The organism is Bifidobacterium callitrichos (assembly GCF_008698085.1).
In the GTDB taxonomy this organism is placed as follows: domain Bacteria; phylum Actinomycetota; class Actinomycetes; order Actinomycetales; family Bifidobacteriaceae; genus Bifidobacterium; species Bifidobacterium callitrichos.
Genome location: NZ_RZJP01000005.1, coordinates 87,492 through 111,849, shown reverse-complemented (window position 1 = coordinate 111,849; position 24,358 = coordinate 87,492). Strand labels below are relative to the sequence as shown.

Sequence of the window (24,358 nt, the reverse complement as noted above, 5' to 3'; positions counted from 1 at the left end):
GAAAAATGTTCGATAAGCGACTGTTCCAGCTGGCTCCCGGCATCGGCCGGCTCGTGGCGGGCAAGATCGCGTGCCTGTGGGTGGCGCTTCTGGCCAACATCGGCTTCATGATCGCCCTCGTCGCCCTGCTCGGCAACGCCATCGCGCCGGGACTGGCCGGATCCGCTCCGATGGCCGGCGACCTCATCTTCTACCTCGCGATGATCGCCGTGTGCGCGATCATCCGATTCTGGATGACCACGCTCGCCGCGCGACTCGGCACCGAAGCCTCCGAACGCGTCAAACTCGCCCTGCGCGAGAAGCTCTACCGCAAGATGCTCGCGCTTGGCCCCTCCTACCGCACGCGCGTGAAGACCGCCGACATCGTCCAGTCGGCCGGCGAGGGCATCGAACAGATCCAGACGTTCTTCGAACTGTTCCTGCCGCAGCTGTTCTACGCGGTGATCGCGCCGATCACCCTGTTCCTCGTCATCGCCCCGATCAACCTGCCTACCTCGCTCACGCTGCTCATATGCGCGCCGCTCATCGTCGTGATCGTCGGCATGGTCGCGATGAGCGCCGCCCGCGTGTTCAAGAAGTACTGGGGCCGATACACCGACATGGGCGCCGCCTTCCTCGACGATCTGCAGGGCCTCGAGACCCTCAAGGCGTTTGACGCCGACGAGCGCGCCGCCCGCGAGATGGACGAGAAGGCCGAGAACTTCCGCATCATGACGATGCGCGTGCTGCAGATCCAGCTGCGATCCCTGTCCGCGATGGACATCGTCGCGTACGGCGGCACCGCGGCCGGCATCGGCATGGCCCTGTGGCAGTACGCCTCCGGGCTCGGCTCCGCCGGTGCCGCCGGTGCCGCCGGTGCCGCCGCCGGCGTCTCGCTCGTCAGCTGGGCGGGTGGACTGCCCGGCCCGCTCGCGTACGTCGGCTACGCGCTGTCCTACGTGTTCCCGTTCACGATCGGCGGGCCGATCACGCTGTCCGGACTGCTGTTCATCGCCCTGCTGTCCGCCGACTTCTTCATCCCGCTGCGACAGCTCGGCTCGTACTTCCACGTCGCGATGAACGGCATGACCTCCACCAAGCGCATCTTCGCGCTCCTCGACGCGCCCGAACCGCCGCGCGGCGACGAATCCCTGCCCGCCGACGCCACGGACTTGACCGTCCGATTCGACCACGTCGGCTTCTCCTATGATGCGGGTGATTCCCCGTCCCCGTCCCCGTCGCCCGCCCTGCGCGACGTGACCTTCACCGCGCGTCCCGGCCAGGTCACCGCGATCGTCGGCCTGTCCGGCTCCGGCAAGTCGACCGCCGCCGCGCTCCTCGCCGGCACGATCGCCGGCTACTCCGGTTCCTTGACGATCGGCGCGGCCGCCGGAACCGCCGTCGAGATCTCACGCCTCGACGCGGACTCGCTCTCCCGCGCGGTCACGCTGATCGGCGCGCACAGTCACCTCTTCGCCGGCACCCTGCGCGACAACCTCACGATGGCCCTGCCCGCGGGCGAATCGACCGGCACCGAAGCGAACGCCGTCGAATCCCGCCTCTGGCAGGCGCTCGAACAAGCGCGCATCGCCGACTTCGTGCGCGAACAGGCCGACGGCCTCGACATGACCATCGAACAGGACGCCGCGAACCTCTCCGGCGGACAGCGCCAGCGCATCGCCATCGCCCGCGCGCTGCTGCACGACGCGCCGATCGTCGTCTTCGACGAGGCGACCAGCAGCGTCGACGTCGAAAGCGAGGAACTCATCCTCACCACGATCCGCGAACTCGCCGCCACCCACGGCAAGACGGTCATCATGATCACGCATCGCATGGCCAACGCCGTGCGAGCAGACAGCATCGTCGTCTTCGACCACGGCGAGACCGTCGAGACCGGCGACCACATCGACCTGCTCGTCGCCGGCGGCCGCTACGCCGAACTCTTCCACACGCAGGCCGATATCGAATCCCTCGGCACGGATACCGACGAGGGCGCCGACGCTGACAGTGCTCTCCGGCCCCCTCTGACGAAAGAGCAGTCAGCGGAGCTGACTGGGGGAGAGGCCACCGGCGAATCCGAACTTGCCGAATCCGTCGGGACCAAGTCCGCCGCGAACGTCCCGCCCTCCTACGACGGCGAAGGCGTCGCCAAGCGCCGCAAGGAACGCGCCCACCGGACCGAGGAGAACAAGGCCGCCTTCAGGACGGCCCATTCCGCCGATGCCGCCGCCGATGCCGTCGCCGATGCCGATGCCACCGCCAGAGCCGGCACCGCCACCGACCGTCCATCCGACTTCCGAATCCTCAAGCCGCGCCCGACCGCCCCGGCCGAATCGATGACCACGCAACAGGTCATCGCCCGGCTCCTGAACGAGGCGAAGCCCCTCGCGGGCCTCATGACTGCCGCCTCCGTCACCGGCGCGATCGGCCACCTGTCCGCCACCTTCCTGCCGGTGTTCGGCATGATCGCCGCGTTCGCGCTCGCCGGACACCCGGTGTGGGGGATGGACGTGCGGCCGGCGGTCATCGCGATGATCGTCTGCGCGCTCCTGCGCGGCATCATGCGCTATGTCGAGCAGTATCTCAACCACAACGTCGCCTTCCACCTGCTCGCCCTGTTCCGCTCGAAGGCGTTCGCCGCGCTGCGTCGCCTCGCGCCGGCCAAGCTCGCCGGACACGGCAAGGGCGATCTCATCGCCCTGATCACCACCGACGTGGAGCTGCTGGAGATCTTCTTCGCGCACACGATCAGCCCGGTGGCGATCGCCGTGGTCACATCGGTCGCGTACACGATCGCGCTGCTCACGCTCGACCCCATGATGGCGCTGCTGCTCATTGTCGCTCACCTGATCATCGGCGTGCTCGTACCGAAGTTCTTCGCCACCGGCGTGCGCAACCTCGGCCCGGCGATCCGCCGTCAGGCCTCCGCGCTCGACGACGTGATGCTCGACGACATGCGCGGTCTGGACGAGATCATCCGATTCGGCCGTGGCGAGGATCGCGTCGCCGCGATCGTCACGCGCACGAAGCGACTGTGGCGCAAGCACGCCGATCTGAGCCGCGTCAACGGGCGATTCGCCGCGATCGGCGGCCTGCTCGTGCTGATCCTGACGACCGCGGCCGTACTGCGCGCCGCGTTCGGCGCTGCCTCCGTCGACCTTGCGCAGGTGCCGTCGATCATCGTCGCGTTCGTCCTGTTCGCCAGCTCCTTCGGCCCGACGATGGCGCTGAGCGCACTGCCCGCGAACCTGACGCAGACGTTCGCCTCCGCCCGCCGCCTGTTCGCTCTGATGGACGAATCGCCCGCGGTGCGCGAGTCCGGCAAGCACACGCCCGACTACGAGGGCATGCGACTCGACCACGTCACCTTCGCCTACCCGTCGAACGCCAGGGACGGTAGGGACGGTTCCGCGGGCGTCGCCGTCACCAATGACCAGACCGCGTCCGTTGCCGGCGCTCCGGTCCTCGACGACTTCACCCTCGACATTCCGATCACCGGCATCCTCGGCATTCAGGGCCCCTCCGGCCGCGGCAAGTCGACGACGCTGAAGCTGCTCATGCGCTACTGGGACCCGCAGTCCGGCAAGGTCACGATGTCCGGCACGCCGTTGCCGCAGGTCAACGCGCATCACCGCCGTCGCGTGCAGGCCCTGATGGGTCAGGAGACGCATCTGTTCGACGGTACGATCCGCGACAATCTCCTCCTCGCCCTCCCGCAGGAGGCTCTCCCTCGGGAGCTGAGTGGCAGCTCGTCCCGCTCCGCTAATGGATCCGTCGGTTCCAGCTCCGGTGACGTCCCCGTACGCTCGAGTGATGAGCTGTCAGTCGCGACGACGGTCACCGGCACCAATAACGCTGGTGGCGTTTCCGTGCACTCCAGTGACGAGCTGCTGCGCGACGCGTGCCGCAAGGCCTCCGTCCTCGACCTGATCGACTCGCTGCCCAAGGGCCTCGATACCCCCGTCGGCGAGCTTGGCGACCGCCTGTCCGAAGGCGAGCGCCAGCGCATCGGTCTGGCCCGCGTGTTCCTGCGCGACGCCGACCTCGTTCTCTTCGACGAGCCGACGAGTCGCCTCGACGCCCTCAACGAGGCCGTCATCCTGCGTTCGATCCGCGATCTCGCCCGCGGCAAGGGCACGGATGCTGCCCAACCGGCCTCGAACACCACGACGGTTTCGATCGCTACTAAGGTTTCGGACGCTCCCACGGCTCCAGGTTCGATTCCGGTCTCGGGCGCTACCCCTGTCTTGGGCGCTACTGCTGTCTCGGACTCCGGGGCAACCCTCGCCGCGGAGTCGTCGGTCAAGACCCCCCGTGCCAAAGCCGTGGTTCTTGTCTCCCACCGCGAATCCGCGATGCGCATCGCCGACCAGACGCTCTCGCTGCGTTAAGCAGCGTCACAAATTCCCGAGAACAATCCACTCATCGGGAATAAGTGACGCTGAGCTCGAGGCAGTGTCACTTATTCCCGAGATCAAGGGTTATTTCGGTAATTTGTGACGCTCGCATAGGGGGACTCGGGGAGAATTAGGGAGAACTGGGTGGAACCGGGGGAGGGCTGTGTCGGTTAGGTGGGTGTCGGTTAGGTTGATGTCGGTTAGGTGAGTGTCGGTTAGGTGTCGGTTAGGTAGGGGTTAGGTAGGGGTTAGGTAGGGGTTAGGTAGGGGGACTCGCGTCTCGATGAGAGGATGAGAGGATAAGAGGCCGACGCCTACGCCTTGATCAGGGCGTCGAGGGAGTCAAGCGCGCGGTCGATGGCGGCGGATTCGCGTTCCTCCTCGCTCGCCGAGACCCCCGTCGGATTCGATGCCTCAACGGGATGGATATCGGCCTCGCGCGGCAGCAGCACGCCCCGCGACAGTTCGGGGTCAGGGGTGATGGGACGGTTCGGAATCGCCTCGCCGTATTCCAGTACACGCGGCTCCCGGCGTTCGGCCCGGCGCTCGGCTCCATTCCCTCCGTCGTGGCTCTCATTGAGTCCGGTGTTGCGTTCGGTGTTATGCCCGGTGGTACGTCCGGTGTCGCGGCCGTCACTGGGATCGACCCTGTCGATCCTGCGTCCGGATCTGCCTGATCCCATGCCTTCCGGCGCAATATCGGGGATTTCGATCCGTGCGTCCCGATGCGTTGCGGTATCGGCGTCGTCCTCGTGTTCCTCATGCTGATTGCGATCGCCCTGATTCTCACGGGAGCTCCGCCCTTGTGTCTCGGCTGCACGATCGGTATCGTGATCGGTATCGTGATCGACATCGCGATCGCGGACAGCATTGCCGCGCCCATCCTCCGCGAGAGAAACCGCGCGATCATCGGCGGTCCCATCGGTTCCGTAGCCCGTGGCGTCGGTCGATGCGGAGGTCGCACCCGTGGTCTTCAAGGAGTCCGGGGTTCGCGATTTGGTCATCCCGGCTTCGCTTGACTCGTCCAAATCGTCTAAATCGCTCGAATCGCTCGAATCGCCCGAATCGACCGAAACGCCGATTTCGCCCGAATCGCCAAACCCCCCGGCGGCATTCCCTCCATCGGCCATCGCGATCGAATGGGACGTGACCGTCTCCTCGCTCTCGCCATGCAGCTGCGATTCGTGCAGGTAGGCGTTATCGGAACGGCCCACGCCGTTCGGCTTCATCCGCCTGATCCCCGAGGCGATATCGGCGTTTTCGGCCGATTCGCCACGCGCAGCCAGCGATGCGTCCAGCGATTCGGCTCCGCGCGTATGCGCCGCTTGACGCGCCTCTTCGGCGACTCGTTCGGCCGATCGGCGCTCGGCCTTGGACCGTTCCTCCATTTCGATTTCGAAGATCTTCTTCTGCGCGGCGACTCGGGCCCGTTCCGCCGCGGCCATGATGCCCATCGCCTGCAGGCGCTCGTTCTCGACGCGCATCATCGTCGCCTCGGCGTGGCGGATGTTCGCGTCGGCCGAACTCAGCGCGTACTTCGCCGCGGCCAGTTCGGTGTTCGGCTGCCACAGATGCTCGATCTCCTCGAGCGTGCGTCCCATCGTCTCCGGAACGATGGTGACGATGCCGGCCAGTCCGATGAGGTCAAGGATGCCGAAGATCGCGAACGAGACGCCGCCGCCGAGCCCGTCGATCATCATCGGCGTGAACTGCGCGATCACGAAGTTGGCGAACAGCAGACAGGTCACGCACAGTCCGGTGGCTCGTCCGCGCAGGTAGGTCGGGAAGAGTTCCGGGATGACGATCCACGGGATCGGTCCCATCGAGAACGCGAACGACGCGGCGAACATCATCACGAACACGAGTGTGAGCAGCGAACTGTCCGTCGCGTAGGATGCGGAGATGCACAGGGCGAACAGGCACATGAGCCCGGTGCCGATCGCCATGAGACGCTTGCGTCCGAACGTGTCGATCAGGTACATGCCCACGACCGTGAACACGAGTTCGATGCCGCCGACGCTCGCGGAGGCGAGGAACTCGGTGTCGCCGCCGAATCCCATGTCGGCGAACATGACCGGTCCGTAGTAGGAGATCGCGCTCATGCCGACGAACTGGTTGAATACGGCCAGGAAGATGCCGATGATGAGTGCCTTGATCAGTCCCGGGCGGAACAGGTCGTGGAACTCCTTGGACATCTCGTTCTCGAGCTTGACCGACGCGCTGATATCATCGGTGCGCAGTCGGGCGCGCTCGGTGCCGAGGATGTGCTCGAGTACCTCGAAGCCCTCGTCGACCCTGCCGATCTGGATGAGGAATCGCGGGCTTTCGGGCGCCCTCAGCATCGCCGCGAGGAAGGCGACGGCGGGGACCGCGCCGAGGCCGAGCATCCATCGCCAGCCGGTCTCGACGTCCCAGTGGTTCGTGCCGTACGAGGCGATGACGTAGTTGATCACGTTCGTCAGGAAGATGCCGCACACGGCGAGCATCTGGTAGGAGAAGGAGAGCAGTCCGCGGATGTTGGTCGGTGCCGATTCGGTGATGTAGGTGACGGCGAGTGCGGCGGTCAGTCCGATGCCGAATCCGCCGACGATGCGCGCGGCGATCAGGGTGATCGGGCCGAAGGTCAGCGCGCTCCAGACGGCGGAGACAAAGAAGAGCACGCCTCCGATGATGAGGATCTTCTTGCGGCCGAACCTGTCGGACAGGAAGCCGGCCGTCGCGGCGCCGATGATCGCGCCGATCATGATGGAGGAGATGACCAGTCCCTCCATCACGGTGTCGAGACTGTATTTCGCGCGAAGGAATTCGATCGCGCCGGAGATGGATACGGTGTCGTATCCGTACAGCAGTCCCGCGAGGCCGGCGCTTAGGGCCAGCCCGAACGTGTATTTGCCCGAACCTTGCGTCCGGATGGTCGTTCCCAAGGGGTTCCGCTGTTTCGAAACAGCCTGAAACAGGCCCGCCATTTGCTCTTCCTCTCAAATGCAGCTATGGGGGATTGGGGTCTATATTACCGATGCCTGGCATTTTTGGCTGGCTGATTCCACTGTGCGTCCACTGTGCGTTCACTGTGTGTCCGCGTGGATCCGTCAGGCTCGACACGCTGTCCCGCGGTTGCCCGTTGACAAATTGGTACACGGCTGTATCATAAGAATCGTACTTGGTACACAGATGTACCACCAAGTGCGGCAGACAGGAAACAGGACGGCAACGAATCGGAGAACGTACTTCGACTCGCAGGTCCAGGAGGAGATAACACCATGCACAACCTGAAGAAGATCGTCGCGGCCGGTGCCGCGGTCGCCACACTCGTCGGACTCGCCGCCTGCGGAGGTGGCTCGGACACCGCCAGCGACAACTCCGCGAACAAGGGCGACGCCGACAAGGCCAGCCTCGTCGTATGGGGCTGGGACTCCGGCAACTCGATGAAGGACATCGTCAAGGCGTTCGAGAAGGCCAACCCCGGCATCACCGTCAAGTTCAACAACACGGGCACCGCCGAGAAGACCTCCACCGCCCTCACCAACGCGATCGCCGCCGGCAACGGAGCCCCGGACGCCGTCATGCTGGAGGACCCGACCGTCACCCAGTTCGCCGTGACCGACGGTCTGGTCGACCTGACCGCGTACGGCGCCGACAAGCTCTCCGACGACTTCGCCGCCGGCCCGTGGAGCAAGCTGCAGTACAACAACAAGCCGTACGCGCTGCCGATCGACTCCGGCCCGGAGATGTTCTTCTACAACAAGGCCGTGTTCGACAAGGCCGGCGTCGACGGCGAATCCATCAAGACGTGGGACGACTACTACGAGGCCGCCAAGAAGATCCGCGCCACCGGCTCCTACATCACCAACATCGCCGGCACCTCCAACGACTACCAGCCGTTCACCGCGCAGACCTGGCAGGCCGGCGCCAAGCCGTGGACGGTCGATGGCGAGAACATCACCATTAACATGACCAAGGACGAGGGCATGCAGCGCTACATCAAGTTCGTCCAGAAGCTCATCGATGAGGACCTCATCGACACCAAGACCCCGAACTGGTCCGACGACTGGAACCGTGAGCTCAACGACGGCACCCTCGCCTCCCTCACCATCGGCGCGTGGATGCCGATCAACCTCATGACCGGCGCCCCCGACCAGGCCGGCAACTGGCGCGTCGCCCAGCTGCCCCAGTGGGAGTCCGGCAAGGAGGTCTCCGCCGAGGACGGCGGCTCCGCGCTCGCGGTCGTCAAGCTCTCCAAGAACCAGGCCGCGGCCTACAAGCTCGTCGAGTACCTGACCCACGGCGACGGCGCCCAGACCATGGCCGACACCGGCACCTTCCCGTCCCTGAAGAAGATCCTGCAGTCCGATTCCTTCACCGATCCGACCACCGAGGCCAACAAGAAGACCAACGACTACTTCGGCGGTCAGAACGTCAACCAGATCCTCGCCGAGGCTGCGCAGCGCCCGACCGAGAAGTTCCAGTACCTGCCGTACAACCCGTACGCGCAGTCCACCTACGGCGACGAGGTCTCCAAGGCCTACACCAAGGAGATCACTCTCGAGCAGGCTCTGGAGAACTACGGCAAGAAGCTGGCCGAGCAGGGCGAGCAGCAGGGCTACACCGTCACCGTCAAGTGAGCCTAGGCGAGTCGCCTGCTTGGCCAGTGCCTCGCCTCGGGAGCTCGTCAGCGAATAGCTGGGGCGAAACATCGGGCGAGGCGGTTGCGCGGGCTCGTCGCAAATGAGGCAAGCGGGTGACTGGAACATGTCCGGTCACCCGCCTCGTTTGAAGGCCGTCGTGGAGCGAGCGAAGGGGTTTGCGCGGTGGCGTTTCTCATGTCAGAGGGGTGTTCTGCTCGCAAACCGCGGATAACTCGCTTACAAGGGGTACTTTTGCCGTTCTGCGGACATCTATCTCGCTTATGAGGGGTGCCCTCGCGTAGTATCCGAACGCGGAAATGGCTTCATGGCGTAATTGAATCACGAGAATACCTGTGTATGCCATCGTGAGGATACCCCTCATAAGCGAGATAGATATCCGCAAAGGCCCGAAAGTACCCCTTATAACGCAGAAACCGTGTCATAACGCAGCAATCAGGGTCGAGGTCAGTGGTATTCCTGGCTTCCTCGGGCATCCGACTCGGGTTTCGCTCCGGTCCCCGATCGGGCTTCCGGCTGTCTGGCTTTTCTGCCTCCTCTAATTGCCTGAAATTGTATGTACTGTCAAGAAAGTGATTCATTATGTCCGAACAATCGGTTCCCGTCATGACCGGCGGCCATTCGGTGGCCGCCCGGGTCAACAAACATAAGCCGGATTGGCGTGGTTGGAAGTTCATGGCGCCGTTTGCGGTGGTGTTCGTGTTCGTGTTCATCATTCCGATCGTGTACGCGATCTATATCAGTTTCTTCAAGAAGCAGATGATCGGCGGTACGAGGTTCGTCGGGGTGGAGAACTACGCGCGTTTGTTCCAGGACGGTCAGTTCTGGAGCAGTGTGGGTCGTGTGGCGTTGTTCACGTGTGTGCAGGTGCCGATCATGTTGTTCCTGTCGGCGTTGATGGCGTTGGCGTTGGATTCGATGAAGCTGCATGGCACGAAGTTCTTCCGTATCTCGACGTTCCTGCCGTACGCGGTCCCCGCGGTGGTCTCGACCCTGATCTGGGGTTTCGTGTATGGCGCGAAGTACGGTCTGATCGGTTCGTTCAATGACTTCTTCGGCACGAACATCGATCTGTTCGCTCCGAACGTCCTCTTGGCGTCGATCGGGAACATCAACACGTGGGAGTTCACGGGTTACAACATGCTGATCTTCTACAGCTCGCTGTCGACGATCCCGCACAGCCTGTATGAGGCGGCGTCGATCGATGGCGCGAGCGAGTGGCAGATCGTCAAGAGCATCAAGCTGCCGGAGTTGAAGGGCAGTCTGGCGATCACGGTGATCTTCTCGATCATCGGTTCGTTCCAGTTGTTCAATGAGCCTTCGATTTTGCAGAATATGGTGCCGGGTAATGCGATCACGACGTATTACACGCCGAACATGTATGCGTACAACCTGAGCTTCAGTGGCAACCAGTCGAATTATGCGGCGGCGTTGGCGATCACGATGGCGGTGATCACGATGGCGATCGCGTATGCGGTGCAGTTGAACAGTATGAAGGAGCAGATGAAGTGATGCTGGTGACGCAAGTGCTGCGTGCTGATGCGCCGCGCGTGACGGGTGCGGGCGCCGCCGTGGGCGCCGCCGTCAGTCGGGCGTCGCTTTGGATGCCGGGGATGTCATCGTCGATGGGTAAGGAGATCAGGAAATGAGTACGGCGAATGCGGGTGTGTCCACCCGTTTGACGGATGCGGAGCTGCGCGCACAGGAGCGCGAGGCGAAAAGGGCCGAGCGCGAGCGTCAGAAGCGCATCGCCCGCGACGAGGCCGCCGAGAGGAAACGCAGCGCGAAGGCCGGTTTCGCGAATGTGAACAATCCGCGCCGCAGCGTGTGGATGACGGTGGTGTGCGCGATCTTTGCGGTGTACTGCCTGTTCCCGTTCGTGTACCTGCTGATCAACGCGACGAAGACCCAGGCGGACTTCACGAGCACGTTCGGTCTCGGTTTCGGCAAGACGTTCGCCCTGTGGGACAACATCGTGACGGTGTTCACGTATCAGGACGGGATCTTCGGCCGCTGGCTGGTCAACACGCTCCTGTACGTGGTGGTCGGCGCGGGCGGCGCGACCCTGCTGGCGATCATGGGCGGGTACGCGTTGGCGAAGTTCCGGTTCCCGGGCAGGAAGGCGGTGTTCGCGGTCATCATCGGTTCGATTTCCGTGCCGGGTATCGCGTTGGCGGTCCCGCAGTTCCTCCTGTTCGCGAAATTGGGGTTGACGAACACGCCGTGGGCCATGATCATCCCGAGTCTGATCAGCCCGTTCGGACTCTACTTGATGTGGATCTTCAGCGACCAGGCCGTGCCGACCGAACTGCTCGAGGCGGCTCGCGTGGATGGCGCGAGTGAGTTCCGTACGTTCTGGCAGATCAGTCTGCCCCTGTTGGCGCCGGGTATCGTGACGACGTCGTTGTTCACGATCGTGGCGACGTGGAACAACTACTTCCTGCCGTTGATCATGTTGAAGGACGCGGACTGGTATCCGTTGACGATCGGTCTGAACCAGTGGAAGGACCAGGCGTCCACGGCCGGTGGTCAGGCGATCCAGAACCTGGTGATCACGGGCTCGCTGATCACGATCATCCCGCTGGTGATCGCGTTCCTCGCCCTGCAGAAGTACTGGCAGTCCGGCCTCGCCGCCGGCGCCGTCAAGGAATAACAATAATTCGGAGCAATCATGGAAATGACATCGCGTAGACCATTCAAATGGCCGGCGCTGCTTACGGAATCGGGTCGCGGCATCGCGTTCGGCGGCGACTACAACCCCGACCAGTGGCCGGACGACGTGGTGGCCGACGACATCCGTCTCATGAAACAGGCGCATGTCAACACCGTCGCCCTCGCCATCTTCAGCTGGGATCGCATCGAACCGACCGAAGGCGCGTTCACGTTCGACTGGCTCGACGGTGTCATTGACCAGCTCGGGCGTGCGGGCATCGCGGTGGATCTCTCCTCCGCGACCGCCGCCGCGCCGATGTGGCTGTACGAATCGCATCCCGAGGTGCTTCCGGTCGACAGGTACGGCCATGTCGTCAACCCGGGCAGCCGCCAGTCGTGGCGACCCACGAGTCCGGTGTTCAAACGGTACGCGCTGCGCCTGTGCCGCGAACTCGCCGAACACTACAAGGACAACCCGACCGTGACCGCATGGCACGTCGGCAACGAGTACGGCTGGAACAACCGGTACGACTACTCCGACGACGCGTTGCGCGAGTTCCGCTTCTGGTGCGAGCGGCGCTACGGCACCATCGACGTGCTCAACGCGGCGTGGGGCACGGCGTTCTGGTCGCAGCATGTCAACGGCTTCGACGAGGTGCTGCTGCCGCGCCACATGGGCGGCGACTCGATGGTCAATCCCGCCCAGCAGCTCGATTTCGAGCGATTCGGCAACGACATGCTCCTCGACTTCTACAAGGCCGAGCGCGACGCGATCGCCGCCATCTGCCCGGACAAGCCGTGCACGACGAACTTCATGGTCTCCACCGACCAGTGCTGCATGGACTACGCGCAGTGGGCGGACGAGGTCGATTTCGTCTCGAACGACCACTACTTCCACGAGGGCGAATCGCACTTGGACGAGCTGGCTTGCTCGGATGCGCTCATGGCCTCGCTGGCCCACGGCGACCCGTGGTACGTGATGGAGCACTCCACGTCCGCCGTGCAGTGGAAGCCGTGGAACGCACGCAAACGTCACGGTGAACTCATGCGCGATTCCCTCGCGCATGTGGCGCTGGGCGCCGACGCGATCAACTTCTTCCAGTGGCGTCAGTCCACCAGTGGCGCCGAGGCGTTCCACTCCGCGATGCTCCCGCATGCGGGGGAGGATTCGAAGCTGTACCGGGGCGTCACCGAACTCGGCGAGGCCTTGGAGACGCTCTCCGATGCTGGCGTGCAGGGCACGTGCCTGCGCCGCGCGGACACGGCGATCCTGTTCGACGCCACCTGCGAATGGGCCACACGCTGCGAGACCCTGCCGAGCATGCGGCTCAGCCACTGGCACGACGTGCGCGACTGGTACCGCGCATTCCTCGACGCCGGCGCCCGTGCGGACGTGATCCCGCTCGCCTACGACTGGAGCGGATACGGATATCGCACGATCGTGCTGCCGACGCTCATCGCCCTGTCCGACGCGGACGTGCGGCGCATCGCCGACTTCGCGCGCTCCGGTGGCCGAGTCGTCGTCGGCTACGCGACCGGCCTGATCGACGAGCGATTCCACGTGGGGCTCGGCGGCTATCCGGGGGCGGGGAACGGCCTGCTGCGCGAGCTGCTTGGCATCCGCTCCGAGGAGTTCAACATCCTCGGGTCGGACGATGGTTCCGGTGACGGGACGTCCGAGGGCGAGCCTGCCGCGATCACTCTGTCGAACGGCATGACTACGCGCCTGTGGCAGAACGACGTGACCTCCACCGCCCAGGACACGACCGTGCTCGCCGCCTACGCCGGTGCGGCCGCGGCCGAATGGGAACTCGACGGCACGCCCGCCGTCACCCGCCACCCCTACGGGGACGGCGAGGGCATCTACATCGGCTGCGATCTGGACCGCCACGATCTGGCGCGGCTCCTTGGGGAGCGTGGCTTCGGCGCGGCATCGGGCGCGACTGTGGATGCGGCGACGGCCAACCCGCAGGTCATCCACACGATCCGTGAATCCGAGGACGGCGCGGTGCGGTTCGATTTCTATCTGAACCGAGCCAAGGAAGCGGTGCAGGTCCCGGGAATCGAGGGAGAGCCGATCATCGTCTTCCGGTGTGAGGCCTCAAAGGCTCCGAAGACGCCGGACGCTGCATCCTACACGCTCGGCCGCAACGCGATTCTCATCACCAGGACCGTTTCCCGCGGGTAAGATAATGACGTCGAAACCCGGGTCAAGTCATCCCGTGTCAGCGGTTCGTTGACTGTGCCCGGATATTGGGTATATGCGGGCCTCACGCATAGCGTAAAGGGTGGTGAGATCGGTGAACGAAGTGGAATCGCAGGCATCGCACGATCCGGTTGCGCTTGGCTCGTCCATGCCCGCCGGCGGCACGCCGGCTAAACCCGCCCGCCCCCGCCGCGTCACGCTGCGCGACGTGGCTGAGGCGGCCGGCGTCTCGCTCAAGACCGCGTCCAACGTCATCAACCATTCCGGGCGTATGAGCGATGCCACGCGCACCAAGGTCGAACTGGTCATCAAGGACCTCGGCTACCGCGTCAACGTGGCGGCGCGCAACCTGAGCCGCGACCACACCGGCTTCATCACGCTCGCCGTGCCCACGCTCACGCCTCCGTACCTCGCCGAACTCGCCAACCGCACGATCGACGCCGCGCGCCTGCAGGATTACTCCGTCTACGTCACCACCTACGCGGAGGGCTCGGCCAAGGGCGCGCGCGACCTGCTGCGCCACTTCAACTCCACCGTCTCCGACGGCATGATCCTGTCGATGAGCGAGGTGGAGGACATCCGTCCGGAGGATCTCGAGGTCGACTTCCCGCTCGTCGTGGTCGGCGCGCGCACCACGTGGGGCAGGGCGGATCACGTGACCCCGGACGATATCGCCGCCGCGGCCACCGCCGCCGGATACCTCTACGACCATGGTTCGCGCCACCTCGCCATCGTCGGCGCGCGCGGCACGTACGATGAGACCTCGCTTCTGGGAGCGATCGAGGGCAACGCCCAGCTGCGTACGCGCGGCGTCATCGAGGAGACCCGCCGCCGTGGCCTCGAACTCGATCCGCGACTGGTCGGCGCCACCGATCAGGACTGGACGATCGGCGCCGGCGCCCGCGTCACCCAGCGGCTCATCGATGCCGGCGTATCGTTCGACGGCGTCGTCGCGTTGAACGACCAGCTCGCCATCGGCGCGATGACCGCGCTGCGCACCTCCGGCTACGACGTGCCCGGTCAGGTGCAGGTGATCGGCTTCGACAACATCGAGGAGGCCCCCTACCTGCAGATCCCCCTGACGACGATGGCCTCGAGGCTCGAGTGGACCGCGCCCACCGCCGTCGAACGGATCCTGGGGCGCATTCGCGGCGACTTTTCCGCCCCCGAACTCCTCATGACCAAGTCGCACGTCATCGCCCGCGCCTCCACACGGTGATGCACCAACGTGTACAGTGAGTGCGTAGCAGCAACGAAGGAGCAGCCATGACGAACGAATCCACGCCGAATCCGGCATCACAGTCCGCGGCGAAGCCCGTATTCCACACGCCCGTGATCACCCTGAACGACGGCCATCTCATCCCGCAGATCGGCCTTGGCGTCCTGAGGATCGACGACGAAGGCATCACCCCGGTCGTCGAAAGCGCGCTCGAGGCTGGATACCGCCACATCGACGGCGCGGCCGGCTACAACAACGAGGCCGGCGTCGGCCGCGCGCTCGCTGAAACCGGTTTCAACACCGGCGAGAAGCGCAAGTCCCTGTGGCTCACCACCAAGCTGCGCGACTCCCAGCAGGGCTACGATTCCGCCCTCAAGGCGTTCGACGACTCCCTTGCCAAGCTGCAGGTCGACTACGTCGACATGTACATGATCCACTGGCCCACCCCGTTCGACTGGCGCAGCGGCGAGACCTGGAAGGCGTTCACGAAGCTGCGCGAGGAGGGGCGCGTGAAGACCCTCGGCGTGTGCAACTTCCTGCCCGAGCATCTGGAGCGCCTGCACGAGGAGACCGGCGAATGGCCGGCCGTCGATCAGATCGAACTGCATCCCACCTGGCAGCAGCGTGAGGTCGTCGCCTTCTGCAAGGAGCACGGCATCGCCGTCGAGGCGTACTCGCCGATGGCCCGCGGCGCCGACCTCAACGCCGGCGACGGCACGATCGAGCGCATCGCCGAGGCGCACGGCGTCACCCCGGCGCAGGTGATCCTGCGCTGGCACATCGAGAACGGCACGATCATCATCCCCAAGTCGGTCCACGCCGACCGTCAGCGGGAGAACCTCGACCTGTTCGGCTTCGTGCTCGACCCGGCCGAACACGCCGCGATCGACGAGCTCGACGGCCCGACCCGCGCCGGCCACGATCCGCTCACCTTCACGTATGCGTGATCGCCGCGTCGGCCGGCGACGAGGGAGAGGCGCAGGCGCCGTCCCCGCGCGATTCCGCCGACGGATCCTCACCGCGGCGAGCCCGCTCGAACGACTGCTCATCATCATGGTCGTCGTCGCGCTGGGCGGCATCGGCGCGGGATCGCTCCTGCCGAATCTCAGCCCCGAGATCGGCAAGGTCTCGGGACTCAACGCTGCATCCGGGCCCGCCGCCGACGCGCTCGCGAAACTCACCGTCGACGACGCGCAGAACGCGTCCGGCTACGATCGCGACGCGTTCGGCTACCGGGAGACCGACGACGACGGCAACGGCTGCGACATCCGCGAGGACATCCTCGCCCGCGACCTCAAAGACGTGCGATACAAGGCCGCGACCGGCCCCGGCGCGTGCCAGGTCAAATCGGGCGTGCTCGACGACCCGTACACAGGCAAGACCATCCACTTCACGCGTGGCGTGGACACCTCCGCCGCCGTGCAGATCGACCACGTCGTCGCCCTCGAGAACGCGTGGGCCTCGGGCGCGCGCAACTGGGACACCGCCAAACGCCGGCGATTCGGCAACGACCCGTACAACCTGCTCGCCGTCGACGGCCCCGCCAACCAGGAGAAGGGATCCGCGTCCGCCGCATACTGGCTGCCGACGAACGGCTCCTACCGATGCGAGTACGTCGCCCGCCAGATCGGCGTCAAATCGACCTACGGCCTGACCGTCACCACCGCCGAAAAGGACGCGATGCTCGCCGTCCTCCATACCTGCCCCGCCCAGCAGATCCCGTAGGCTATGCCCTGCCTCCCTCGGCTCCCCTTGTCAGGGGAGCTGGCCCGTGAAACGGGCCTGAGGGGTAGTCGAGGCGACAATGAGACCGCGCATGCGACTGGCGAAAGCAGCAGCAAGTAACACGGTCGCGCTATACCTTTGCGTGGAAATCGATGACCATGGCATGGTCATGCGCGGGATGTGCGCGGCACATGCATGACACGCGAGGGGGATGGATAACGAAAAATGAGCGTGAACATCGATAACGGCAGCAGCAACGAGAACGGCACCGGGAACGCCGGCAACGGGGAACACACCCCCAAGAACAGCGATCGCGTCGTCGCGGGATCGACCGAAACCAGCTACCCGACCATCGCCAGAAGCGGACACGCCCACGGCAGCGGCTACGGGCGCATCCACGGCGACGCCAAACGAGCCAAAATCACCGCCGCCATGCGCCGCAACGGCGACTTCGCACACGGCAACCTCGTCGGCGCCGACGGATACCAGCGGCCCGAACCCGAGATCGAAAAGGAGCGTCAGGCGGCGCGCCACCAGTCGGGCAAGGTCCACCACGGCCACGCGCTCGCCGGCATTCTCGGCCCCGCGTTCGTGGCGGCCGTCGCGTACGTGGATCCGGGCAACGTGGCCGCGAACATCACCTCCGGCGCGCGATACGGCTACCTGCTGGTGTGGGTGCTCGTCGTCGCCAACGCGATGAGCGTGCTCATCCAATACCAGTCCGCGAAACTCGGCATCGTCACCGGCAAATCGCTGCCGGAGCTGCTCGGCGAGCGCATGAGCGACGCCGGGCGATTCATGTTCTTCATGCAGGCCGAGGTCATCGCCATCGCGACCGATCTGGCCGAGCTGATCGGCGGCGCGATCGCCCTGAACCTGCTGTTCGGTCTGCCGCTGTTCGTCGGCGGCGTGATCATCGGCGCGGTCTCCACCGTGCTGCTCCTGTTCGAGGGCGGCAAGACGCATCGACTGTTCGAGAAGATGGTGATCGCCCTATTGCTGGTCATCACGTTCGGCTTCATCGCCGGGCTCTTCATCGCCCCGCCTGACCCCGTGGCCGTGGCCGGCGGCCTGATCCCGCACTTCGCGGGACGCGACTCGGTGCTCATGGCCACCTCCATGCTCGGTGCGACCGTCATGCCGCACGCGATCTACCTGCACTCCACGCTCGTCAACGACCATTACGCGGGCGGCGAGAAGCGTCCGACCACGCGCGAGCTGCTCCACGGCTCGAAGATCGACGTGGTGTGGGCGCTGCTGCTGGCCGGTTCGGTGAATCTGTGCCTGCTGATCCTCGCCGCGAACTCGCTGTACGGCATGAAGGGCACCGATTCGATCGAGGGCGCGCAGCATGCGATCGTCACCGTGCTCGGGCCCGTCATCGGCACGATCTTCTCAATCGGGCTGTTGGCCTCCTCGCTGAGCTCCACGTCGGTCGGCACCTACGCGGGCTCCGAGATCATGCACGGTCTGCTGCGCATCAAGGCGCCGATGTGGGCGTGCCGCGTGGTCACGCTCGTACCGAGCCTGATTGTGCTGTGGTTCGCGCCGAATCCCACCGAGGCGCTGGTCATCGGTCAGGTGATCCTCTCGGTCGGCATCCCGTTCGCGATCATCCCGCTGCTGCGCTACACCCACGATCGCAAGCTGATGGGGGAGTACGCCGACGGTATGGTCAAGCACGTGGTCTTCATCGCCGTAGCCGCCCTGATCGTCGCCCTGAACGTCCTCCTCATCGCCCTCACCCTCTTCGGACTGGCGTGAGGTGCGCGGACTGAGGCACTTGAGGATACTGCCGATCCTCATTGCTCCCACCTTCATCCTCTTCGGTCTGGCGTAGGCGGACTGAGGTGTTTGAGGATACGTCACCATCTCGGCGACCAGGTCAAGGAATCCGACATCCACGATACGTCCTCATCCTCATCGCCTTCGCTTTCGCCCTAACCTTCGCCTTCGCCTTCGCTCTCGCCCTAACCTTCACCCTCTTTGAGCTTGAAGGAGCGTTCGCCGATGAGTGACGCAGCATTCTCCATGGCTTCGGTTCCTTTCTGCTTCTCCTTTCTTCTCTTTCTGCGTTCTCTTATCTCATTCCCGCTTTCCCTGCCATTCAACGCGATTATCCGCTGGTTTTGCGTTGAGTGGCAGTGATTTGTGGTGTGATTCATGGTGTGTCTGCCGCTCGCTGCCACTCGACGTCAAAAAGCATCTAATTCACGTTGAGTGGCAGCAATTCGTGCCACTCAACGGTATTTCACTGCGTTTTTGCGTTGAGTGGCAGCGACATCATTGCATTCATGATTTCCCACGAGGACTCGAATTGAAGAATCGTTGGAATTAAGCCATTTTGAGGTGAGTGTGATAACCGTAATCACGCTGCTGCAGTGATCGGACTGCCACTCAACGTCGAAAACCATCAAATTCGCGTTGAATGGCAGCAATTCTTGCCACTCAACGGTATTTCACTGCGTTTTTGCGTTGAATGGCAGGATTCCTACGGGTTGCTTGCGGGTTGCCCATTCCTTGCGGGTTGCTTGCGGGTACTCAATTCATCAATGAATTACCGGCGCAGGATATCAGAACCCCTCAAACCGCCAGATCACTCACTGCCGCTTCGCTCTTTTTCGCTCTTTTCCGTGCCTCTCTGGCCACCGATTCGATAGGCGCCTCCAACACGCGGAAGGGGAACTCCGCTCCACGCGTCATCAGCGCCCTCGCCACATGAAACGCCAGTTCCGCTCGTGCGCCGGCGTCCGCAAGCGTTGCGCCGGTGGCGGTGAAAATGATCCAATCGCGACTGCGCAGCCGATCGCGCTTCTCCTGATCTCTGCGCCATTGCGCCTTGTTCGTGCGATGATGATCGCCATCGTATTCGACCGCCACCCGGTACTCCGGCCACGCCATATCCAGCGTCATGGCCGCTCCCGAGCGGAAGGCCGCTCCCGAAACGACATGATTCAGCACCATTTCCGGCAGCCCGTGTTTCAGCAACGACAGTCGTTCTCGGGTTTCGGTGGGTGAATCCACGCCCGCCCTGATGAGCAGCGATGTCGTCTGGCAATTTCGCTTGCCCCTGAAACGAGGCAGAGTATCCGCGAAACCCATAAGCTCGCGACGGATCGTCTCCGCATCCCGCCCCTGCGCGAGTTTCGGCTGCCGAATGATCGCGGTGATGATCGCGTCGCCGAGCACGATCAGCGATTCCATTGTCAGGTGGTGTGCGAGTTGCGCCCACGTGTGGAACAGATCCAGCGCGTAGACATGCTGGTTGATGCGCACATTGGCGTCAGGATGCTGCGTGAGAGGCTGCCAGATGTGCGCTGTGATCGACGGATCCGACAGTCGCGTGCGCCGGGCATCGCTGCTGGAGACCGTGTGCAGTTGCGCGGTGTCGAGATCGCAGTCGTCGGGTATCGGCACGGATTGCAGCGCGAGCGATGTGGTCATGCCGAAGAGGAGCCGTTTGCCGGCGGATTTCGCCGCGTCCGTGCACCGTTGGACGGTGTCTCGTCTGCGGTCGGCAAGCGACTCGTGCAGGGTCGGTTGCGCGACGTTGGTGCCGGTCGGCGATCGGAACGTGTTCGCGGGAGGAACGTCGTCCCATTCGGCATCGATGCCGAAGCTGTCGGAGGCGGAAACGTCGTCGTTGGTCGAGGTGATTGCGCCGTAAGTAGTCATGGCGGCACCATACAGAGCGATCGCGCACGTGCGAAAGTCCAAACGACCAATGTGGACGAAACCCCTATGGTTATTCACAATCCGCGTTGCGGTTGGGATTCCTCCATCTCATGGGACAATCCGTTATCACATGGATGGGAATAGGGGATGGGAATAGAAGATGGGAATAGGGAAGAACGCCTGTGCAAGCTCTGATACAAAAGCGTGTTGCATCATGTGCATTGCCCCGAAGATCGGGTGCGCTGCACGCGTGTTCGATATCTCGATATGCGATATCGATGCGTGCGGCGTCTCCAACCTTCGGGGCAATGATATTCAGATATTCAGTGCGATTCAGCGCGAATATAGCCGACGTCGGATGATGATCACTCGGCGGTTTCGGTGTTCTCGGACTCGGCGCCCTCAGCGGACTCCGAGGCCTTCTTGCGGCCGCGGCGCTTCATCGTGCCGATGGTGGCGTCCTCGGCGTTGAAGATGACGGCCTTCTCGTGCGGGAAGTATTCGCCGTCCACGGACGCGTAGGCGACCTCGCCCTCCGGGGCGTCGGTGAGGGTGAAGAACTTGCCGATCGCCTCGATGGCGTTCTTCTCGCGGATGCTCACGGAAAGAACCTGCTTGCCTTCCGGCTTGCTGAACTTCACCGCGTTGAGCGCCTTGGAGGTGGTGACCGCGACGGCGATCTGCTTGGTGTTCTCGTTGACTAGCAGACGCACGTACGCCGGGTATCCGAGGGCCTGTGCGGTGGCCTTGTTGAAGCGGATGGTGTTGCCGGTGAACGTCATCACGATCCTGCCGACCGGCTTGACGAATTCGACTTCCTTGAATCCCTGAAGGGCGAATGCCATATTGAACTCCTTGATTCAGTGGTATTCCAGTGGAATTTCCAAAGGTATTTCCATATCAGTATAACGAATAACCGCCAATATCGCGGTAATGCAGGGCTGCTCTTATCCAGGGACGCCTTCGCCGAATTGCGCCCGGCATAAAACGGTACCGATGATTGTCCTTTATGGTGTAGACCATGGTGCAGGCCATGGTGCAGACCGTTGCGTCTGCAAGAAGACGATGTTGGGCGACTTCCGGTCTTGTGCACGATACCTTAACGGGTATGGTCATGCCCGATCGGGAGGCTGACTTACGTTTACAATATGAAACAGTATGAAAACTAATGAAAAAAAAAATGGGCAGGGCAGGGGAGCGCCGTCGGCGCGGTCCTGAGCCACAAGGGCGCGTACTGAGTCGCTGGGTCATGAGTCATAAGACTGTGTGCTGGTCCGCCGCCAGATACCGCTGGTATTTGCTTCGTGGCTTGTCGGGCATCGTTCTGGCCAGCGCCCCTTGCGCGACCATGGGCCGGATGAACGTTTTGCGCATATAGGTCATGTTGTAGCCGAAATGTTCGGCGATGTCCTTCGCGGAACGTGGTTCATGGCAATAACGCAGAATCATGTGGCGCATGGTCTTGGGGTTGTTCCTGACGTGTCCATGACGGTCATCGTCCGTTTGACGAGTCGATTGAGGGGCGGATTGCCGCGCGAAGGTTCCGATTCGGTTCACTGTCGCGGTCGTTTGGTCGTCGGCTGACGGAACAGCGTTCTCGTTGAAGAACCGTACGAGGAACGATCCGTTTCTGTCCAGGAACTCCGGTTGCCGCAGTCCTCTGGATGCTGCTTCCTCCCGGATGACGGGAATGCCGGAGTGGCGGTTCTCGGCGATCTTCTGTATCTCGAGGAGGGAGACCAACGTCGGATTCCGCGTGGGCATGTTGGCGTATCCGATGTCGTCGATGTTCTGTCCGCCGTAGACGCCGCCGGGATTCCAGCATTCCAGCCTGTCGGAGAACAAGGTAAGTCTGACGGGTGTGCCGTTGCAGTAGGGGCCGTAGTCGCGGTGCATCAGCGCGTTGAGAATTATCTCACGTACCGCGGTTTCCGGATATTCCGGAACGTCGATGCGTTCTCCGTCTTTGATGACCACTTTGGTTCTGCTGTTGTGGGCTATGAAGCTCTGCGCGCCCTCCAGCATGTCTTCGATGGTTCCCTCGTATCGTTTGCTGTCCAGAAACCGTTCTCCTGTGGCGTCGGGGCTGATGGAGGTTGCGTTGAGTGCGATGGCGGTGATGCACAGATTGGGGTATGCCCGCTGTGGATAGTCGCCGAGCGTGAGCATTCCGGCAAGTGTGGGTCGATCGTCGCGAATGATGCCCGTCAGCGACAGGATCTCGTCATCCGTGCGACGCGACAGCAGTGGGCGCTCTTTGGTCGCATTGAGGATGAACCGGCCGATCTTCCTTGCGTCGAGTGCGTCGAGTGCCGCTGCGGGACTTGTGCTGATGTCGTCCCTTCGGCCTTCCTTGAACGTCTCGATATCGTAAAGCTCCGTGGCGGTCATGCGCACGTCGGCATCCCCGATACGCGTGTACGAACCTTCGGTGATGCCTTTGCTTGTACGGTATACCGGACGCTCGCTCATGGGGTGTCCGCTGATATAGGCGGCGACTATGGTTTTCCCGTCGGCTACCATGGTCTCGAACGCTGGGCGTATCTCGGGCGTCATGGATTCGCACTGCCCGTGCACCTTCTTCTGGAGATCCTGGGCGTCGTATACGCCGCAGATGTCGAACCCATGCTGCTCGTCGATGCCGAACAGGATGATGCCGCCCTCATTTTGGTTCGAGAACGCCGATAGGGTGTCATAGACGCGGGGTGTGCCTTCGGCGGCGGCTTTGATCTCCAGGGTCTGCGTTTCGCATCGGGATTCCAGCACGTGTTGCACTATCTGCTGCAGTTCCATTGGAAATACCATCTTTCATAGACATATATCTTAAAAACTAGGTATATTATATCAAAAAAGAAGACAAATGGGAATTTATGGGCATGCATATCCTAGATTTTAGGTATATGTGTATCCATATTTAAGAGTAGCTGCCTGATGACGTGATTTGTCTGAGGTGTCAGGTGAGGCTCCGCTGAGCCCCGTGTATTGCGGGTCGGTGACAGTATATGGGTGCTCTTTTGCTTTTGGAAGCAAAAGAAACATGAGAAGGGTGACATCAGCGTTTTCGTTGGAATCAAGCCGTTTTGGGTGTTTCCTGTATGTGCCGTGCAAGCAGGATCGCCCGCGAAATCGCCGGAAATGCAAATGGCGGGCAAAAGAGAAGTAGCCTCCGGATGCCTTGGGCGAGAGGGGTGATTTCCGGGTGTGCGTACGGTGTCTGTGGCTATCTCGGTCCGACCCCGCATGTCCGTACGCTGAGCCGCTCGTGGCATACGTTCCTCGGGACTATCGGCGTGGGATCACCCGATTTCGTATGCTGACCGCGAGTGAGCGTACGAACACGGGTGATTCGGGTCTTATGCCCACGTTCTGCGTACGCTGGTCGCAAGTGGGCGTACGGAACCGGGTGGTCTCAGTTATTAACTCCCGTTCCGCGTACACTGATCGCCGCTGACCGCCGCCCAGCGTACGGGGAGCGGGAGATGGGCGGCAGTCAGCTAAGGAATGGGTTGAATTGACGTGCCGGATCTCGTGATACGTTATGCGTTCTGCCGTTCCAGTTCCCGGTGGCATGCCTCGCGTATGATGTCCGCGAAGGAGATACCGCGGCGTTCGGCGGCCTCCCGTAGGGCCTGCGCGTCGTTTTCGGGTATGCGGAACGTGATCGGTACCATCGGTTCCTCATACAGTGGCGGGCGACCAAGGGGCTTATTGATCACGACCTTGCCCGGAGTGCCGTGGAAGATGCCGTTGTCGGCGTCCTCGTTCCACTGGTCGATCATGTCGTCGGTGACCTCGATGCCACCCTGTGCTTTGTAGTTGGCCATATCGTTCACCTCCTTCCTATCAGTTGACGTATCTCGCT

At 63.1% G+C, this 24,358-nt stretch carries 16 protein-coding genes; 11 read left to right on the top strand and 5 right to left on the bottom strand.

The features are described 5' to 3' along the window. Positions 1-5 precede the first annotated feature (5 nt). Entirely contained in the window at positions 6-4,370 is a 4,365-nt protein-coding gene (locus tag EMB92_RS10965; RefSeq protein ID WP_150394908.1) for a thiol reductant ABC exporter subunit CydD/CydC, read from the top strand. A gap of 320 nt (positions 4,371-4,690) precedes the next feature. On the opposite strand, the gene EMB92_RS10960 is transcribed toward EMB92_RS10965, so the two are convergent. Beyond that, entirely contained in the window at positions 4,691-7,300 is a 2,610-nt protein-coding gene (locus EMB92_RS10960; RefSeq protein ID WP_223847716.1) for a sugar porter family MFS transporter, read from the bottom strand. Positions 7,301-7,636: 336 nt separating this feature from the next. On the opposite strand from EMB92_RS10960, the gene EMB92_RS10955 reads away from it, so the two are divergent. The 10 genes from EMB92_RS10955 (at position 7,637) to EMB92_RS11555 (ending at position 18,969) form a co-directional block, all read left to right on the top strand. Then, positions 7,637-8,998 carry an ABC transporter substrate-binding protein gene (locus tag EMB92_RS10955; RefSeq protein ID WP_150394906.1) on the top strand — a complete coding sequence of 454 codons (1,362 nt, stop codon included), beginning with the start codon at positions 7,637-7,639 and terminating at the stop codon, positions 8,996-8,998. Positions 8,999-9,601: 603 nt separating this feature from the next. Continuing rightward, positions 9,602-10,531: a carbohydrate ABC transporter permease gene (locus EMB92_RS10950; RefSeq protein ID WP_150394905.1), complete on the top strand. Its 930-nt coding sequence runs from the start codon at positions 9,602-9,604 to the stop codon at positions 10,529-10,531. Beyond that, entirely contained in the window at positions 10,531-10,668 is a 138-nt protein-coding gene (locus tag EMB92_RS11560; RefSeq protein ID WP_156101961.1) for a hypothetical protein, read from the top strand. Before EMB92_RS10950 ends, EMB92_RS11560 begins: the two co-directional genes overlap by 1 nt. After that, positions 10,665-11,672, top strand: coding sequence for a carbohydrate ABC transporter permease (locus EMB92_RS10945; RefSeq protein WP_043260024.1), 1,008 nt, complete (start codon positions 10,665-10,667; stop codon positions 11,670-11,672). The genes EMB92_RS11560 and EMB92_RS10945 overlap by 4 nt, the downstream gene beginning before the upstream one ends. Positions 11,673-11,696: 24 nt before the next feature. Beyond that, positions 11,697-13,859 carry a beta-galactosidase gene (locus EMB92_RS10940; protein WP_043167503.1) on the top strand — a complete coding sequence of 721 codons (2,163 nt, stop codon included), beginning with the start codon at positions 11,697-11,699 and terminating at the stop codon, positions 13,857-13,859. 166 nt (positions 13,860-14,025) lie between these two features. Then, the gene (locus EMB92_RS10935) at positions 14,026-15,096 is read left to right on the top strand and encodes a LacI family DNA-binding transcriptional regulator (protein WP_043167521.1); all 1,071 of its coding nucleotides are present in this window, start codon (positions 14,026-14,028) and stop codon (positions 15,094-15,096) included. A gap of 47 nt (positions 15,097-15,143) precedes the next feature. Further along, positions 15,144-16,043, top strand: coding sequence for an aldo/keto reductase (locus tag EMB92_RS10930; RefSeq protein WP_150394904.1), 900 nt, complete (start codon positions 15,144-15,146; stop codon positions 16,041-16,043). Then, positions 16,036-16,821 carry an HNH endonuclease family protein gene (locus EMB92_RS10925; protein ID WP_052119318.1) on the top strand — a complete coding sequence of 262 codons (786 nt, stop codon included), beginning with the start codon at positions 16,036-16,038 and terminating at the stop codon, positions 16,819-16,821. The genes EMB92_RS10930 and EMB92_RS10925 overlap by 8 nt, the downstream gene beginning before the upstream one ends. A gap of 432 nt (positions 16,822-17,253) precedes the next feature. Continuing rightward, positions 17,254-18,585 (top strand): Nramp family divalent metal transporter, encoded by a 1,332-nt coding sequence (locus tag EMB92_RS10920; protein ID WP_150394961.1) that lies wholly within the window; start codon positions 17,254-17,256, stop codon positions 18,583-18,585. 246 nt (positions 18,586-18,831) lie between these two features. Beyond that, complete coding sequence (locus tag EMB92_RS11555; protein WP_190973667.1) at positions 18,832-18,969, top strand: hypothetical protein; 138 nt, start codon at positions 18,832-18,834, stop codon at positions 18,967-18,969. A 435-nt stretch (positions 18,970-19,404) separates the two neighbouring features. On the opposite strand, the gene EMB92_RS10915 is transcribed toward EMB92_RS11555, so the two are convergent. The 4 genes from EMB92_RS10915 to EMB92_RS10900 all read right to left on the bottom strand — a co-directional run bounded on the left by EMB92_RS10915 (position 19,405) and on the right by EMB92_RS10900 (position 24,320). Continuing rightward, positions 19,405-20,496: a putative endonuclease domain-containing protein gene (locus EMB92_RS10915; RefSeq protein ID WP_223847715.1), complete on the bottom strand. Its 1,092-nt coding sequence runs from the start codon at positions 20,494-20,496 to the stop codon at positions 19,405-19,407. 365 nt (positions 20,497-20,861) lie between these two features. Next, positions 20,862-21,341 carry a hypothetical protein gene (locus EMB92_RS10910; RefSeq protein WP_150394903.1) on the bottom strand — a complete coding sequence of 160 codons (480 nt, stop codon included), beginning with the start codon at positions 21,339-21,341 and terminating at the stop codon, positions 20,862-20,864. 409 nt (positions 21,342-21,750) lie between these two features. Next, positions 21,751-23,289: an ATP-binding protein gene (locus EMB92_RS10905; protein ID WP_190973666.1), complete on the bottom strand. Its 1,539-nt coding sequence runs from the start codon at positions 23,287-23,289 to the stop codon at positions 21,751-21,753. Positions 23,290-24,032: 743 nt separating this feature from the next. After that, positions 24,033-24,320, bottom strand: coding sequence for a ribbon-helix-helix domain-containing protein (locus EMB92_RS10900; protein WP_150394901.1), 288 nt, complete (start codon positions 24,318-24,320; stop codon positions 24,033-24,035). Between the last annotated feature and the right edge of the window lie 38 nt (positions 24,321-24,358).

What these genes read in the sequence shown, in the direction of transcription:
- EMB92_RS10965 (WP_150394908.1), top strand. Translation starts at nt 6, where the DNA reads ATGTTCGATAAGCGACTGTTCCAGCTGGCTCCCGGCATCGGCCGGCTC.
- EMB92_RS10955 (WP_150394906.1), top strand. Translation starts at nt 7,637, where the DNA reads ATGCACAACCTGAAGAAGATCGTCGCGGCCGGTGCCGCGGTCGCCACA.
- EMB92_RS10950 (WP_150394905.1), top strand. Translation starts at nt 9,602, where the DNA reads ATGTCCGAACAATCGGTTCCCGTCATGACCGGCGGCCATTCGGTGGCC.
- EMB92_RS11560 (WP_156101961.1), top strand. Translation starts at nt 10,531, where the DNA reads ATGCTGGTGACGCAAGTGCTGCGTGCTGATGCGCCGCGCGTGACGGGT.
- EMB92_RS10945 (WP_043260024.1), top strand. Translation starts at nt 10,665, where the DNA reads ATGAGTACGGCGAATGCGGGTGTGTCCACCCGTTTGACGGATGCGGAG.
- EMB92_RS10940 (WP_043167503.1), top strand. Translation starts at nt 11,697, where the DNA reads ATGACATCGCGTAGACCATTCAAATGGCCGGCGCTGCTTACGGAATCG.
- EMB92_RS10935 (WP_043167521.1), top strand. Translation starts at nt 14,026, where the DNA reads ATGCCCGCCGGCGGCACGCCGGCTAAACCCGCCCGCCCCCGCCGCGTC.
- EMB92_RS10930 (WP_150394904.1), top strand. Translation starts at nt 15,144, where the DNA reads ATGACGAACGAATCCACGCCGAATCCGGCATCACAGTCCGCGGCGAAG.
- EMB92_RS10925 (WP_052119318.1), top strand. Translation starts at nt 16,036, where the DNA reads ATGCGTGATCGCCGCGTCGGCCGGCGACGAGGGAGAGGCGCAGGCGCC.
- EMB92_RS10920 (WP_150394961.1), top strand. Translation starts at nt 17,254, where the DNA reads ATGCGCCGCAACGGCGACTTCGCACACGGCAACCTCGTCGGCGCCGAC.
- EMB92_RS11555 (WP_190973667.1), top strand. Translation starts at nt 18,832, where the DNA reads ATGAGTGACGCAGCATTCTCCATGGCTTCGGTTCCTTTCTGCTTCTCC.
- EMB92_RS10915 (WP_223847715.1), bottom strand. Translation starts at nt 20,496, where the DNA reads ATGACTACTTACGGCGCAATCACCTCGACCAACGACGACGTTTCCGCC.
- EMB92_RS10910 (WP_150394903.1), bottom strand. Translation starts at nt 21,341, where the DNA reads ATGGCATTCGCCCTTCAGGGATTCAAGGAAGTCGAATTCGTCAAGCCG.
- EMB92_RS10905 (WP_190973666.1), bottom strand. Translation starts at nt 23,289, where the DNA reads ATGGAACTGCAGCAGATAGTGCAACACGTGCTGGAATCCCGATGCGAA.
- EMB92_RS10900 (WP_150394901.1), bottom strand. Translation starts at nt 24,320, where the DNA reads ATGGCCAACTACAAAGCACAGGGTGGCATCGAGGTCACCGACGACATG.